Origin of the sequence: Tersicoccus sp. Bi-70 (assembly GCF_001968825.1) — a bacterium.
In the GTDB taxonomy this organism is placed as follows: domain Bacteria; phylum Actinomycetota; class Actinomycetes; order Actinomycetales; family Micrococcaceae; genus Tersicoccus.
Genome location: NZ_MIEU01000010.1, coordinates 276,106 through 289,461 on the forward strand (window position 1 = coordinate 276,106; position 13,356 = coordinate 289,461).

The following is a 13,356-nucleotide window of genomic DNA, read 5'->3' on the forward strand; positions in this document are numbered from 1 at the left end:
CGGCGCGTCAGGCGAGACGGTGCAGGACCAGGGCGGCCAGGGCCGTGCGGTCGAGCATGCCGGAGACCCGGATGTGCTCGTGCCGGGCGTGGGCGCCGTCGCCGACGGCCCCGAAACCGTCGAGGACGGCCGCGCCCACGCCGACGGCGAAGTTGCCGTCGCTGGCGCCCCCCACGCTGGTCTGACCGATGTCCTGGCCGAGGTCCGCACCGGCCTGCCGGGCCAGCTCGAACAGGCGACCGCCGGCGTCGGTGCGGGGCATCACCGGCCGGTTCCAGTCGCCGCTCAGGGTGACCGTCGCATCCGGGTGGTGCGTCGTGAGGGCCTTCAGGGCGGCATCGACCCGGTCCAGCTCGGCCTGCGAGCGCACCCGCACGTCGATGTCGGCGTGCGCGGCCCCCGCGAAGACGTTGGTCCGCGTGCCACCCGAGACGATCCCGACGTTGACGGTGGTGCCGGCGTCCAGGTCGGTGAGGGCGTGCACCTTCAGGATCAGCCGCGCCATCTCGTCGATGGCGCTGACCCCCTTCGTGGGGTCGAGCCCGGCGTGGGCCTCCTTCCCGGTCACGTCGAGCGCGAAGATGCCGACGCCCTTGCGCTCGGTCTTCAGGTCCCCGGCTTCCCCGGCGCTGGCCTCGAACACCAGCACCGGTCCGTCCGTCCGTTGCACGGTGGCCTCGATGAGCGGCCGTGACGACGGGGATCCGACCTCCTCGTCGCCGTTGAGCAGCAGCCGTACGTGGGGGCGGTCCAGGCCCAGGTCGTCGAGCAGGCGCAGGGCGTAGATCAGCTGGACGAGCCCGGCCTTCATGTCGAAGATCCCGGGACCGCGGGCGACGTCGTCCTCCACGGTGAACGGCCACTGCTCCAGGCTGCCGGCAGACCACACGGTGTCGTAGTGGCACAGGGCGGTGACCCAGCGATCGGTGGTTCCCGGCAGGTCGAGGGTCAGGTTCGGCCCGTGACCGTCCGGCTCGGTCACCTGGCGGTCGGCGGCGGGACCGACCACGTCGGCGATGAGCTGCTCGATCCGCGGCAGGGCCGCGGCGAGCAGATCGGGCCGGTCCGACGGCGTCTCCAGCTCGACGTAGTCCTCGAGGGTGCGCAGCATGGCGGCGCGCTGCGGCCCGATCGCGTCGCCGATCACCTGTGCCTCGCTCATGCCGAGTGCTCCGTCCGCTGGTCCCCGAGTTCGACGAGCAGCTGCTCGCTCATCGTTGCCTCCCCGCGTTCGAGGCGGCCGATCCGTGCGACGAGGTCGCGCAGCAACGGCGTCGGCACGCCGAAGCGCTCGGCGAACTCCAGGACCGGCTCGTAGTGGGCGGGCACCTCGGTGGGACGGTGCCGCACCGCGATGTCGCGCCAGATCCCCGAGCGCTTCTTCCCCTGCGTGGCCAGCCACGCGCACAGGTCGTCGAAGGCGGCCCCGGTGACCGCCGGGTCGGCGTCACGCCGGAAGTCGTCGGGCCGGAACGCGTCGAAGCCCTCCAGCCGCACGTCCAGGTGCGCGGCGACGTCGAAGACCTCCCGCGTCAGCCGCAGCATGAGGTCCCGGTGGCGGTCGATCAGCACGCCCATGTCCTCGTCGGCCAGGGCCGTGGCGCTGAGCATCGCCCCGAAGCCGAGTTTCGACCAGAGGTAGCCCTCGACGTTGGTGGACACGACCGGCGTTCCCCACGCGTGCAGGTCGGCGGCGAGCTGGTGGACGCGGGCACGATCCGTCCCGCTGTACTCGCCGAGGGCCATGCCCCCGATGCCGCCGTCCTGGATGACCGCCGGCTCGAGGACGTCGGCGAAGAGATCGACGAAGGCGGCGACCGTGCGGTCCGCCCCGATCCGCTGGGCGATGAGCGGCTCGTTCAGGCCGTTCTGGAGGGAGACGACGAAGCCGTCGCTCGCCAGCCGGGGGGCGATCCAGTCCATCGCCGCCGCGGTGGCCTGGGACTTGACGGCGAGGATCACCCGGTCGAGCGTCGGGGGTGCGTCGTCGAGTCCGAAGGCGGCGACATGCTCGACGTGGGCGCCGGTCGGGGTGATCAGCGTCAGTCCGCGCTCGCGGATCGTGGCGACGTGGGCGGGGTCGGCATCGATCACCTGGACGGGGACGCCGGCCTGCGCGAGCCGGACGGCGATGGTGCCGCCGATCGCTCCGGCGCCGACGATCGAGTAGGGGGTGGGGGTGGTCATGCGAAGTCCTTTCACGAGGCGGTGCCGGTCCAGCTCAACGGGAGGGTGTGGGCTCCGGTGGAGGCGCCACCGTCCACCCGGAGGATGTGACCGGTGATCCACCCGGTCTGCTCGGGGTCGGCCAGCCACAGCACGGCCTTGGCGATCTCCTCGGGCCGCCCGATGACGCCGAGCGGGTTGGGGGAGACGGCCTGCTCGTACTCGTCGCTGACCCGGCTGACCGGCGAGTCGACCTTGACGTAGCCGGGCGAGACGGCGTTCACCCGGATGCCCGCGGGCCCCAGTTCGAGGGCGCTGGCCCTCGTCACCATCTCCAGGGCCGCCTTGGAGGTGCTGTAGGGCAGGGCACCCGGCCGTGCCCGCAGGGCGGCGCCGGAGGTGATGTTGACGACGCACGGCCGGCGCCCGGCCGCCGTGGCCCGCCGCGCCAGCGCGAGGGTGGCGGTCAGGGGTGCGGTGACGTTGATCCGCTGGACCCGCTCGAAGGTGGCCGCGTCGAGGGTGGCGAACGGGGTGGTCGGGTAGATGCCCGCCGCGTTGACCAGGACGTCGATCGGGCGGCGTTCGTCCGCCGCGACGATCATCCGCTCGGTCCCGTCCGGGTCGGCCAGGTCCTGGACGGTCGCGACGGCCTCGAGCTCGGAGGCGACGGCGTCCAGGTCCTCGGCGCGGGCGTCGACGAGTGTGAGGTCGTCGCCGGCGGCGTGGAAGGCACGCGCGACGGCCTCCCCGATGCCGCGGGCCGCCCCGGTGACGAGGACGTGGCGGTTCACGTCAGCTCCTTGCCCTTGGTCTCCGGCATCGTCAGGTAGACGATCAGGCCGATCACGGCGGCGGCGACGCAGTAGAGCCAGATCCAGCCGCCGAACCCCGAGGAGGACATCCAGGTGGTGATGTAGGGGGCGGTACCGCCGAAGATGGCGACGGCGAGGGCATACGGCAGGCCGATGCCGGTCGCGCGGACCTCGGCGGGGAACTGTTCGGCCATGATGACGGCGCAGTTGGCGGAGTAGCCGAGCAGCAGGACGATGCCGATGATCTCGACGATCAGGTAGGGGACGAAGCCGCCACCGATGAACGCGAACGCCGGCCAGGCGAAGATGATGAAGCCGCCGGCGAAGGCGGACATCGTGGGCTTGCGGCCGATCCGGTCCGACAGGATGCCGGCGAAGGGCAGCAGCACCAGGAAGATCAGCATCGCGATCGTGTTGCCGATGAGGGCCTGGCTCAGGGGCATCCCGGTCGTCACGTGGACGTAGGTCGGCATGTACGAGACCCAGATGTAGTAGAGCAGCGTGCCGGCGATGGTCACGCCGAACACCCGGGCGGTGGCACCGGGGTGGTCGACGAACATCGACCGCAGCGGGTTGACGCGCGCGGCCGGCGCCTGGTCCCGGGTCTTCTCGAAGGCGTCGGTCTCGGCCGCCTGGGTACGGATCACCAGGCCGAAGAGGCCGAGCAGCGCGCAGAGGACGAAGGCGGCGCGCCAGCCCCACTGGTCGATGGCCTCGGCGTCGAGGGTGGACGTGATGATCGCGCCGATGCCGGAGGCCAGCAGGACGCCGCCGCCGACCGAGACCTGCTGCCAGGACCCGGCGAAGGCACGCCGACGCGGGGCCGCGGACTCCACCAAGTAGGCCGAGGAGGAGCCGAACTCGCCACCGGCCGAGAAGCCCTGCACGAGCCGGGCGAGCACGAGGACGATCGGGGCGGCGATGCCGATGGTCTCGTAACCGGGGGTGAGCCCGATGACGAGGGAGGCGACCGCCATCAACCCGATGGAGAGCAGCAGGCCCTTCTTCCGGCCGTGCCGGTCCGCGTAGTGGCCGAGGGCGGCGGCGCCGATCGGCCGCATGAGGAAGCCGACGGCGAAGATCGCCAGCGTGGAGAGCAGCGCCGCCACGTCGTCCCCGCGGGGGAAGAAGTGGTGGGAGAAGACGGACGAGAAGGTGGTGTAGATGGCCCAGTCGACCCACTCGACGGTGTTGCCGATGGCTCCCGCGAGGATGGCCTTGCGGCCTCCCGGGGACAGTCTGGTCTCGTGGGGCGGCGGTACCGAGGTGCTGATCGAGGCGGCGTCGCTGTGCGACATGGTGTCCTCCAGGGCAGGGTGGCGAGTCAGAGGTTCGCGGCGGCGTGCCGGGCGACGTCGGCGTGCGTCGCCCACCAGACGTCGGTGTGGGTGCGGATGTGGTCGACGAGCAGCCGCAGGGCGACCAGTCGGGAGCGGTGTCCGATGAACATCGGGTGCATGGTCAGCTGGAACAGGCCGCCGTCGGCGTGGGCCTGGTCGAACTCGTCGATCCAGATCTGCGCCAGCGTGCGGGGGGCCATGTAGGGGCGCAGCCCCTCGTAGCGGGACATCATCAGGACGGGAGCGTCGTCCCGGATCCACTCGACGGGGATCTCGACGATGCCGGTGCGCTCGCCGCGGTCGAGGATCTCGTACGGTTCGTCGTCGGCCATCAGGGAGGAGTCGTACGCGAAGCCGACCTGCTTGATCACGTCCAGCGTCGAGTCGGAGAAGTCCCACGAGGGGCTGCGGAACCCGGTGGGGCGGATGCCCGTCTGGGACTCGAGCACGTCGGTCGCGCGGGAGATGAGGTCGAGTTCGTCGTCGTGGCCCAGCTGGGTGTTGCGCTCGTGGATCCAGCCGTGCACGGCGACCTCGTGCCCGTGCTCGACGTACGAGGGCGCCTCGTCGGGCCGGAGGAGCGCGCAGACCGCCGGCAGGTAGAACGAGGCCGGGACGTCGTACTCGGCGAGCAGGGCCAGGATCCGCGGGACGCCCACGCGAGCGCTGTACTCGCCGACGGCCATCAGGCCGGGGGAGGTATTGCCGTCCCGCAGGTGCGGGGTCTCGTGGTCCGAGTCGAAGGACAGGGCGACGGCGGCGGTCGCGCCGCCGGGCCAGCGCGTGGCCGGGTCCTCGGCGAGCAGGGCCCTGCCGGCCCTCACGTGGTCGACGTGGCCACGCCACGTCGGCTCGTCCCACTGCCACGGTTGCTGCTCGGGGGTCATCATGCGTTCTCCTTCGGGGTGGTCGTGATGGTCGGTCGAGCGGGCAGCTCGGCGTCGAACCGGCCGCCGGTGACGCCGATCCACATGCGTTTGGTGGTGTGGACCTGCACGGTGACCTCGAGGTCGCGCACCCCGGGGATGCTGCCCAGACGCTCGGTGCTGAAGGAGTAGACGTCGGCGATCCCGGGCAGGAACACCTGGGCGACGAGGTTGAACCGGCCGAGGCTGGCGAAGGCGGCGTGCACCCCGGGGGTCTCCGCCAGGCGCGCCGCGGCGTCGCGGACCCGGCTCGGGTCCACGCTCAGCCAGACGAACAGGGCGACCTCGAGGCCGAGCGCCAGCGGCGCGACGAGGGGTCCGATGCGCAGGCGCCCGGAGGTGATCAGGTCGTCGATGGTCCGGCGCACGGTGGACTCGGGCAGGCCGGTCTGGGCGGCGATGTCGGTGACCGGCCGGCGTCCGTCCTCGACGACGGCGCCGAGGACCGCGCGTTCGGTCCCGGTGGCGTGGCGGGCCAGCTGGGGGACGCCGTGGGAGGCGTCGGGGGCGGGTGCGTTGGCGTGGGTGTCCGCCTCGAGGGTGCGGGGGTCGGCCTGGGGGAACACCGTGAAGGGCGCGGTGAACGTCCGGGTGGTCGGGAACGTCTCGGTGCCCGTGACGGGCAGCGTCGCCATGAGCTCGGCGAGGGCGGCGGCCAGGTCCGCCATCGAGCGGGCGGCCATGTCGGTGACGATGGCCGCGGTCCCGGTGACGGAGGCGCAGAAGCGGACGTCCGCCCGCCGGGTGAGGGCCCGCTGGACCTCGGCGATGTGGTCCGCGGAGCAGTGGATGCGCACGAGGGCGGTGATCCCGAAGCCGGCGGCGACGACGTCGGTGGCCCCGATGATGCGCACGAGGCCGGCATCGATGAGCCGGGCGACGCGACGCTGTGCCGTGCTCGTGGACAGGCCGGCGAGGTCGGCGAGGGCCTGCCAGGGGGCACGCCCGTTCGTGGCGAGAGCGGCCAAGAGCGTCCGGTCCGGTCCGGTGAGGGCGCCAGGGTGAATCGACGTGTCGGGAATCACTCCGCCAGACAATCACGCATCGAACAGCATGTCTAGGCCAAAATCTCCCATTGATGGCCTGTTCAGTGCAGATCGTCCCATTTTCGGCGGTGGGTCGCGCATCGGTTGTCGCGGGGTACCGTCGCCCTCACACGTCTCACTGGTGTCTCTCACCCTCCGCTGCCGAAACGGGAGGGACCGATAGGCTGCGGCGATGACGCAGAGGAGCCCGCGGTGCCGGGTGTGGGTGTCCGGGCTCGACGGCACGCAGGACCTGGTCCTGGAGACGGATCGCCATGTCGAGGCGCCCAACTGGGCGGTGGATGACACCCTCGTGCTCAACGCCGAGGGCCGGCTGTGGCGGCTGGACGTCGACGGGACGGGTGAGCTGGAGCCCATCGACGCGCCCGGCCTGCCGCCGGTCAACAACGACCACGTGCTGGCCCCCGACGGGCCCACCATCTTCGCCTCCGCCGAGGACGGCCATCTGTACGGCCTGCCCCGCCTCGGCGGGCCCGCCCGGCGCATCACCGCCACGCCGGGGCGCCGGCACTATCTGCACGGGGTGAGCCCCGACGGGAGCACCCTCGCGTACATCGCGATCGACGACGACGGCAGAACCACCCCGCCGAACACCGCTCACGTGCGCCTGATCGGCGTCGACGGCGCCGATGACCGCGGCCTGACCGAGGACCGTGCCGCCACCGGGACGACCGGTCCCGACGACGGCGCCGAGTTCTCCCCGGACGGCGCGTGGGTGTACTTCAGCACCGAGACGTGGGCGGACGTGCCCGGGCACGCGCAGATCGCCCGCATCCGGCCGGACGGCACAGGACTGGAACGGATGACCCACGGTGAGCGCGTCCACTGGTTCCCGCACCTGAGCCCGACGGGCACGCACGCGGTGTACCTCACCTACCCGGCCGGCACCACCGGCCACCCCGCGGACCTGCCCGTCGAACTCGCCGTCGTCGCGCTGCCGGACTGGGACACCGTCGTCGACCTGATCGCCTTCCGTGGCGGTCAGGGCACCATCAACGTGCCCAGCTGGTCCCGGGACGGCACGCGCTTCGCCTGGGTCGAGTACCCCGCCTGACGCGGTCCGGCGCTGCGCGAAACAGCTGAGCCGGGACGAGCGGCGGGATCAGGACGGGCGGGTCAGGAGTGCTGCTCGTCCCGCACCACCGGGGTGCCGTGGGTGTGGAACGTCTCGATGGTCTTCATGCCCCAGGCCTGGCCCTTCTTCCGTTCCTCCTGCGTCCACTCGACGACGGGGGAGTCCGGGTCCAGCAGTAGACGCGCGCCGGCGTTGGCGAACTCGATGCGGTTGCCGCCCGGCTCCCACACGTAGAGGAAGAACGTCTGGTTGATGGCGTGCTTGTGCGGCCCGGACTCGATGTGGATGCCGTTCTCGAGGAAGATGTCGGCGGCCTTGAGGATGTCCTCGCGGGTGTCCGGGGCGAAGGCGATGTGGTGGAGTCGGTTGCCGTGCTTGAGCCAGTCGTCCGAGTAGACGATGTCGTAGGACTTGTTGTTGAAGTGGAACCACCAGGCCGCGTAGCCGCCGTCGTCCAGGGCGATCCGCTCGGACTCCCGGCCGCCGAGCACGTCGGCGACGAACCGGCCGTTCGCGACGACGTCCTTGGCCAGGTAGTTGATGTGGTCCAGGCGCCGGGCGTTGACCCCGCGGCCGGGGAACGCGGAGGCCTGGTTCTTCAGGGCCGGCCGGTCCTCGTCGGTCGCGACGTACCGCTCGGTGTCCCAGTAGATGCCCATGTCGTGGCCGTCCGGGTCGCGGAAGGTGTAGGTCCGGCCGGTGCCCACCTCGCCGTCCTCCCACCCGATCCCGAGCCCGGCGGCCTCGATCGCGGCGACCCGCCGGTCCAGGGCCTCGGCGCTGGTGGTGCGGAACGTCGTCCGGCCCACCCCGGCGTCGTCGGAGGCCGTCAGCTTGATCGTGTACCGCTGGTACTCGTCCCACGTGCGCAGGTACACGCTCCTGTTGCCGCGTTGCTCGGTCTCGGCGACCACGCGCATCGCCAGCAGGTCTTGGAAGAACCAGAGGCTCTGGTCGAACGTGGGGGTGAGGAGCTCGACGTTGCCGAGGTGGGCGACGTCGAACGAGGTGGAGTCCGTCATGGCGGTCCTTTCCGGCGGGGTGCCGACGCCGTGCGCGAGCGGGCGCGACCGACGGCGGCGAGCGGATGACCGAAGCCTACGAACTGACCGACGAAATTGGCAACAATCTTGCCGATAACGACGCCGATAACGACGGCGGACCCGTCAGTCCGCGGCGGCCTGGACGAGCGTGCCGGGTGCCTCGGCGCCCTGCTGCAGGGCCGCGATGACGCTCTCGACGTGCCGACGGGCGGCCTGCTCGGCGCGCGCGGCGTCGTGGGCGAGGACTCCCTCGATGATGGCGAGGTGCTCGGGCAGGGAGACCTGGGGGCGGCCGGGACGCAGGGAGAGCTGGAACTGGTGGCGCACGATCTGCGAGCGGAGCCGGGTGATCAGGTCCGCGGCGACCGGCTGCGCCCCGATCTCGGACACGGTGGCGTGCAGCTGCGAGTTGAGCCGGGAGTAGGTCAGGACGTCGCCGGAGGCCACGGCGGCCTGCATGCCGTCACCGATCTGGCGCAACTGCTCCGCCTGGGCGTCGTTCACCCGCATGGCCGCGCGGGCGGCGATCAACCCCTCGAGCACTCCGCGGCACTCGAGGATCTCGACGGCCTCCTCGACGGAGACCCGGCGCACCCGCACCCCGCGGTTGGGGATGCGCTCGACGAGGCCCTCGGCGGTCAGGTCGGCGAAGGCGGAGCGGACACTGCCGCGGGTGACGGCGAACAGCTCGGTCAATTCGGCCTCGACGAGGCGCTGCCCCGGGGACAGCTCGCCGCTCAGGATCGCCGCACGGACGCCGTCGACGACGACCTCCTTCGCCTCGGCGCCGCGCCGGACACCGTTCTCCTCGGACTCCACGCACGGCCCCTCTCGCTGTTGTTCCCACCGACGACCTGACATTTTTGTTGCCAATAATATCGGCGGCCTGACCCGGGGAAGTATGGCAGCGCCCGGTGCGCGGCGCCAGCGCGGCACCCGGAGGCTCATCGCGCCGGTCGGGCCAGAGGGGTGAACAGACCCGGTGCCGGGCCCGGATCGTTGTGCCACACTCGGACCTGTCTCTTCCGGCGACACAGGAGTCGATCATGGGCTACACCCACTCCATCACCGTCGCACTCGATCACGGTCAGGCCGTCGACCGCGTCCGGGCCGCGTTGAGCGACCAGGGTTTCGGCGTCCTCTCCGAGTCCGACATCGCGGCCACGTTCGCCGCGAAACTCGGCGCCGAGCGGCGCGGAAGCTGGGGGACTACGTGATCCTCGGCGCCTGCAATCCCGCGCTGGCCAGCCGCGCCCTCGCCGCCGAGCCCGCCCTCGGCGCCCTGCTGCCGTGCAACGTCGTCGTCCGCCGTGGCCCCGGGGACGAGCGCACGACGATCGACGTCATCGACCCGCAGACCATGGTGCAGCTGACCGACGACCCCGAGGTGCGAATGGTCGCCGACGACGCCGACACCCGTCTGCAGGCGGCCCTGGCTCAGCTCGAGGACGGCCCCGCAGCCTGACGCCCCGGGCGGTCAGGCATCGCCGGTGCGGCGATAGGTCCCGAGGATCACGCCGCCGGGCAGGAGTTCGGCGCCCACGCACGTGAACCGTCGCCATGCGGCCGCGCCGGCGACGAGGGGGATGCCGTCGCCGAGGAGGACCGGATTGATCTTCACCTGGATCTCGTCGATGACGTCGATGAGCAGACCCGCGAGATCGCCGCCTCCACACAGCCAGACGTCGCGGCCGGGTTCGGCCTTCAGATCGGTGATCCGTGTGACGACATCGCCACGGACCGCTTCGACGGCCGGGGGAAGGGAAACGCCGTCGTGGGTGACGACGATCTGTCGCAGATGGGGATAGGCGCCCTCGGCCAGTCCGGCATCGCGCGCAGGGGCATAGGTCCTGGCGCCCATGACGGCCGTGTCGAAGCGACGCGGCTCGGCGGTGATCCCGAACGCCTCGCGCAGGTGGATGGGGCAGGTCTCGGGGTAGCGGGAGAACAGGGTGGACACCGTGTCCGGATGGACAGGGAAGCCCGACGTGTCGCCCACCGGGTCGGCGATGAACCCGTCGATCGACGTCGCGATGTAGTACACGAGATCACGCATGGGTGCCTCCAACAACAACAGATGTACTGGTTGACGGAGTGTACAACAGGTGTTGTTGTCGGGGTAGGGTCGCGACATGGTCGCCAACCCTCGCCGCCGGGCAGACGTCACCGATGCGGCCCTGCTGATCCTGGGCCGGGACGGCAGCCGCGCCCTGACGCATCGGGCGGTCGACCGGCTCGCCGATGTCCCGCTGGGCACGTGCGCCAACTACTTCCCCAGCCGTTCGGCGCTGGTGCTCGCGGTGGCGCACCGGATCTACGACCGTCTGGCCCCCGATCCGGAGCGGCTCGCCGATCTTGTCGCCGTGCAGCCGTCGGATGCTCCCGCGCAGTACGTGGGCTATGTCGTCGAACGACTGACGAAGAATCCCGATCTGGCGCGCGCCCTGATCGAGCTCCGGTTGGAGGCGTCGCGATCATCCGACGTCTTCGATGCCCTGGCGCCCTTCGTGCGGGCCGGTCTGCAGGACGATGTCAGCTTCCACGTCGATCGGGGACTGCCCGGCGGCAGGGAGACGGTTCTCCTGCTGCATCACGTGGTCAACGGGATCCTGCTCGACCACCTCTCGATTCCGCTCGACCCCCGGAGCGACCCGGCGGCGACAGCCCGGGAGGCGGCGCGGCGGCTCACCGCCGTCGTGCCGGCCGTGGACCCCGAGCTCTGACCGCGGGTGCCTCCCCGGTCCGTCGGGAGGACCGTCACGCCGACGGCGCCGCCGCGGCGTTCCGCTCCGGCGTCGCGATCAGGCCGAACACCTCGCCCTGCGCCCCGACCACGACGGACTGCCGCCCGAACGGGCTGTCCGCCGGCTCCACCTGCACCGACCCGCCGAGCGCGACGGCCCGTTCCGTGGTGGCGTCGACGTCGTCGGCGGCGAACCAGGTGCGCCAGTGGTCGTCCATCGCCGGGCCGGAGGACGAGACGGAGGCGTCGGCGATGCCACCGATCTCCGGGGCGTCCACGGCGGGATGGATCGTGGCGTAGACGAAGGTCTGCCCGTCGCCGAGATCCCGGTACCGGTACCCGAACACCGCGGCGTAGAACGCCCGGGCGTCGGCGTAGGTGTGGGTGTGCAGCTCGTTCCAGACGGCCGCCCCGTCCTCGCTGTAGCGGGTGATGCCGCTGCGCAGGCCCGCCTGCCAGAGACCGAACACGGCGCCCGAGGTGTCCGTGGCGACGGCGAGCCGGCCCTGCTCCATCACGTCGAACGGCGGCATCAGCAGCTGGCCGCCGGCCCCGGTGACGCGCGTGGCGGCCGCATCGACGTCGCTCGCGGCCAGGTAGGTGGTCCAGGTGGCGGGACCGTCGCGCATGTCGGCCGGCTGCGGCCCGAGGCCCCCGACGATCTCGCCGCGCAGCCGGGCCAGGTGGTAGTGGCCCGCGGCCTCCCCGGCGTCCTCGACCTCCCAGCCGAACAGCCCGGTGTAGTAGTCCGCCGCCGCGGTCACGTCCTCCACCTGGGCGTCGATCCAGCAGGGGGTGCCGTCCGGCCAGGGATCGTGTCGTACCGGCATGGTGTGCCGTCCTCTCCATCGGATGGTGACCCAGCCCCCCACGGCTGGCTCGATGGTGCCAGATCGACCGGTCCGTGACCAGTGATCCGCGTGCCTACGATGAGGCATGACAGTTCGCCTGCTGACGATCGCCACCCGCCTGCCGGAGACCGCGATCGACCAGGACGACGTCGCGGAACTGTTTGCGGTCCAGCCCGGGATGAGCCGGCTGGGCTCGCGCCTGGTCCGTACCGCGTTCGCCGGTGCGGGCGTGCGGAGCCGGCGCACGGTGCTCACCGAGCTCGGCGCCGAGGCCCGGGCCGCGCACGACGGCACGCCCACGCACTTCCTCGACCACGAGACCGGTGCCCTCGGCTCTCCCGCGACCGCCGCGCGCAACGCCATCTACACGACCGAGGCGTCCCGCCTGTTCGTGGACGCCGCCCGCGCCGCGCTCGACGACGTCGCCCCGGACCTCACCCCGGCCGACGTCACCCACGTCATCACCGTCTCGTGCACCGGGTTCTTCGCGCCGGGCCCGGACGTGCGGGTCACCAAGGACCTGGGCCTGCCGGCGGACGTCACGCGCCTGCACCTCGGCTTCATGGGCTGCAACGCGGCGTTCCCGGCCCTGCAGACGGCCGCCGCGTACTGCGCCGCGGACCCCGCCGCCGTCGTGCTCGTCGTCTGCGTCGAGCTGTGCACCCTGCACCTGCATGTGCGCAACGATCCGAACACCGTCATGGGCAACGCCCTCTTCGCGGACGGCGCGGCCGCCGCGATCGTCACGGCCCGGGACGCGCGGGTGCCGGCACCGGTCTTCGAGTTCGTGGACTTCGAGACGACCCTCGCCCCGGTCGGGGAGGACGCGCTCGCCTGGAGCATCGGCGACGAGGGCTTCGAGATGATCCTCGGCACGTACGTCCCGAAGATCATCGACGATCACGTCACCGACGCGCTCGCCCCGCTGCTGGCGCGTACGGGCACCGGCGTCGACAGCATCGACCGGTGGGCCGTGCACCCCGGCGGCCGCAGCATCCTTGACAAGGTGCAGGCCCGGCTCGCCCTGACCGACGAGCAGATGGCGCCGTCCCGCGACGTGCTGGCCGACGCCGGCAACATGTCCAGCGTCACCATCCTCTTCGTGCTGGATCGGCTGCGCCGGGGCGTCACGCCCGGCGCCCTCAGCGGCAACGGGTCCTCGAGCACCGTGGCCGCGCTCGCCTTCGGGCCCGGCCTGAGCATCGAGAGCGCGCTGCTGCGGCTGACGACGACGGCCGTCGGGCCATCGGACGAGGCGGCCAGGCCGTCGGACGAGAGCGCCGGTGCCTGAGCCGGTGTCGCGGTCGGTGTCCGGGCTGTCTTCCGGGCCGCCGGTGCGACGCCGGTTCGA

At 71.8% G+C, this 13,356-nt stretch carries 13 protein-coding genes and 1 pseudogene; 4 read left to right on the top strand and 10 right to left on the bottom strand.

Translation table 11 applies throughout. The annotated features are described in order from the left end of the window. Positions 1–7: 7 nt before the first annotated feature. Genes BGP79_RS16715 through BGP79_RS05265 form a run of 6 tightly spaced genes read right to left on the bottom strand, consistent with a single transcriptional unit; the run spans position 8 to position 6,272 of the window. A complete protein-coding gene (locus BGP79_RS16715; RefSeq protein WP_076693584.1) occupies positions 8–1,162 on the bottom strand; it encodes a M20 family metallopeptidase in 1,155 nt (384 codons plus the stop codon). Continuing rightward, entirely contained in the window at positions 1,159–2,187 is a 1,029-nt protein-coding gene (locus BGP79_RS16720) for a ketopantoate reductase family protein (RefSeq protein ID WP_076693585.1), read from the bottom strand. Before BGP79_RS16720 ends, BGP79_RS16715 begins: the two co-directional genes overlap by 4 nt. Positions 2,188–2,198: 11 nt before the next feature. Then, positions 2,199–2,960: an SDR family NAD(P)-dependent oxidoreductase gene (locus BGP79_RS05250; protein WP_076693586.1), complete on the bottom strand. Its 762-nt coding sequence runs from the start codon at positions 2,958–2,960 to the stop codon at positions 2,199–2,201. Beyond that, positions 2,957–4,279 carry an MFS transporter gene (locus tag BGP79_RS05255; RefSeq protein ID WP_076693587.1) on the bottom strand — a complete coding sequence of 441 codons (1,323 nt, stop codon included), beginning with the start codon at positions 4,277–4,279 and terminating at the stop codon, positions 2,957–2,959. Before BGP79_RS05255 ends, BGP79_RS05250 begins: the two co-directional genes overlap by 4 nt. A 26-nt stretch (positions 4,280–4,305) precedes the next feature. Beyond that, positions 4,306–5,211: a polysaccharide deacetylase gene (locus BGP79_RS05260; protein ID WP_083701584.1), complete on the bottom strand. Its 906-nt coding sequence runs from the start codon at positions 5,209–5,211 to the stop codon at positions 4,306–4,308. Continuing rightward, positions 5,208–6,272 (bottom strand): Lrp/AsnC family transcriptional regulator, encoded by a 1,065-nt coding sequence (locus BGP79_RS05265; RefSeq protein WP_255363061.1) that lies wholly within the window; start codon positions 6,270–6,272, stop codon positions 5,208–5,210. Before BGP79_RS05265 ends, BGP79_RS05260 begins: the two co-directional genes overlap by 4 nt. Before the next feature lie 193 nt (positions 6,273–6,465). On the opposite strand from BGP79_RS05265, the gene BGP79_RS05270 reads away from it, so the two are divergent. Then, positions 6,466–7,347, top strand: coding sequence for a PD40 domain-containing protein (locus BGP79_RS05270; protein WP_076693589.1), 882 nt, complete (start codon positions 6,466–6,468; stop codon positions 7,345–7,347). 62 nt (positions 7,348–7,409) lie between these two features. On the opposite strand, the gene BGP79_RS05275 is transcribed toward BGP79_RS05270, so the two are convergent. Beyond that, positions 7,410–8,390, bottom strand: coding sequence for a VOC family protein (locus BGP79_RS05275; RefSeq protein ID WP_076693590.1), 981 nt, complete (start codon positions 8,388–8,390; stop codon positions 7,410–7,412). Positions 8,391–8,534: 144 nt separating this feature from the next. Then, positions 8,535–9,230: a GntR family transcriptional regulator gene (locus tag BGP79_RS05280; RefSeq protein ID WP_076693591.1), complete on the bottom strand. Its 696-nt coding sequence runs from the start codon at positions 9,228–9,230 to the stop codon at positions 8,535–8,537. A 227-nt stretch (positions 9,231–9,457) separates the two neighbouring features. Here BGP79_RS05280 and BGP79_RS05285 point away from each other — a divergent pair. After that, positions 9,458–9,876 (top strand): annotated as a pseudogene (locus BGP79_RS05285) (DUF302 domain-containing protein). A gap of 12 nt (positions 9,877–9,888) precedes the next feature. Here BGP79_RS05285 and BGP79_RS05290 read toward each other — a convergent pair. Beyond that, positions 9,889–10,545, bottom strand: a complete 657-nt coding sequence (locus BGP79_RS05290; RefSeq protein ID WP_233121207.1) for a dihydrofolate reductase family protein — start codon at positions 10,543–10,545, stop codon at positions 9,889–9,891. Here BGP79_RS05290 and BGP79_RS05295 point away from each other — a divergent pair. Then, the gene (locus BGP79_RS05295) at positions 10,544–11,134 is read left to right on the top strand and encodes a TetR/AcrR family transcriptional regulator (RefSeq protein WP_076693593.1); all 591 of its coding nucleotides are present in this window, start codon (positions 10,544–10,546) and stop codon (positions 11,132–11,134) included. The two genes, BGP79_RS05290 and BGP79_RS05295, sit on opposite strands and share 2 nt — an antisense overlap. Before the next feature lie 34 nt (positions 11,135–11,168). On the opposite strand, the gene BGP79_RS05300 is transcribed toward BGP79_RS05295, so the two are convergent. Next, entirely contained in the window at positions 11,169–11,984 is an 816-nt protein-coding gene (locus BGP79_RS05300; RefSeq protein WP_076693594.1) for a VOC family protein, read from the bottom strand. Between the two features lie 106 nt (positions 11,985–12,090). On the opposite strand from BGP79_RS05300, the gene BGP79_RS05305 reads away from it, so the two are divergent. Further along, positions 12,091–13,296: a type III polyketide synthase gene (locus BGP79_RS05305; protein WP_076693595.1), complete on the top strand. Its 1,206-nt coding sequence runs from the start codon at positions 12,091–12,093 to the stop codon at positions 13,294–13,296. Positions 13,297–13,356 lie beyond the last annotated feature (60 nt).

What these genes read in the sequence shown, in the direction of transcription:
- BGP79_RS16720 (WP_076693585.1), bottom strand. Translation starts at nt 2,187, where the DNA reads ATGACCACCCCCACCCCCTACTCGATCGTCGGCGCCGGAGCGATCGGC.
- BGP79_RS05295 (WP_076693593.1), top strand. Translation starts at nt 10,544, where the DNA reads ATGGTCGCCAACCCTCGCCGCCGGGCAGACGTCACCGATGCGGCCCTG.
- BGP79_RS05300 (WP_076693594.1), bottom strand. Translation starts at nt 11,984, where the DNA reads ATGCCGGTACGACACGATCCCTGGCCGGACGGCACCCCCTGCTGGATC.
- BGP79_RS05275 (WP_076693590.1), bottom strand. Translation starts at nt 8,390, where the DNA reads ATGACGGACTCCACCTCGTTCGACGTCGCCCACCTCGGCAACGTCGAG.
- BGP79_RS05290 (WP_233121207.1), bottom strand. Translation starts at nt 10,545, where the DNA reads ATGTCGCGACCCTACCCCGACAACAACACCTGTTGTACACTCCGTCAA.
- BGP79_RS16715 (WP_076693584.1), bottom strand. Translation starts at nt 1,162, where the DNA reads ATGAGCGAGGCACAGGTGATCGGCGACGCGATCGGGCCGCAGCGCGCC.
- BGP79_RS05260 (WP_083701584.1), bottom strand. Translation starts at nt 5,211, where the DNA reads ATGATGACCCCCGAGCAGCAACCGTGGCAGTGGGACGAGCCGACGTGG.
- BGP79_RS05255 (WP_076693587.1), bottom strand. Translation starts at nt 4,279, where the DNA reads ATGTCGCACAGCGACGCCGCCTCGATCAGCACCTCGGTACCGCCGCCC.
- BGP79_RS05270 (WP_076693589.1), top strand. Translation starts at nt 6,466, where the DNA reads ATGACGCAGAGGAGCCCGCGGTGCCGGGTGTGGGTGTCCGGGCTCGAC.
- BGP79_RS05305 (WP_076693595.1), top strand. Translation starts at nt 12,091, where the DNA reads ATGACAGTTCGCCTGCTGACGATCGCCACCCGCCTGCCGGAGACCGCG.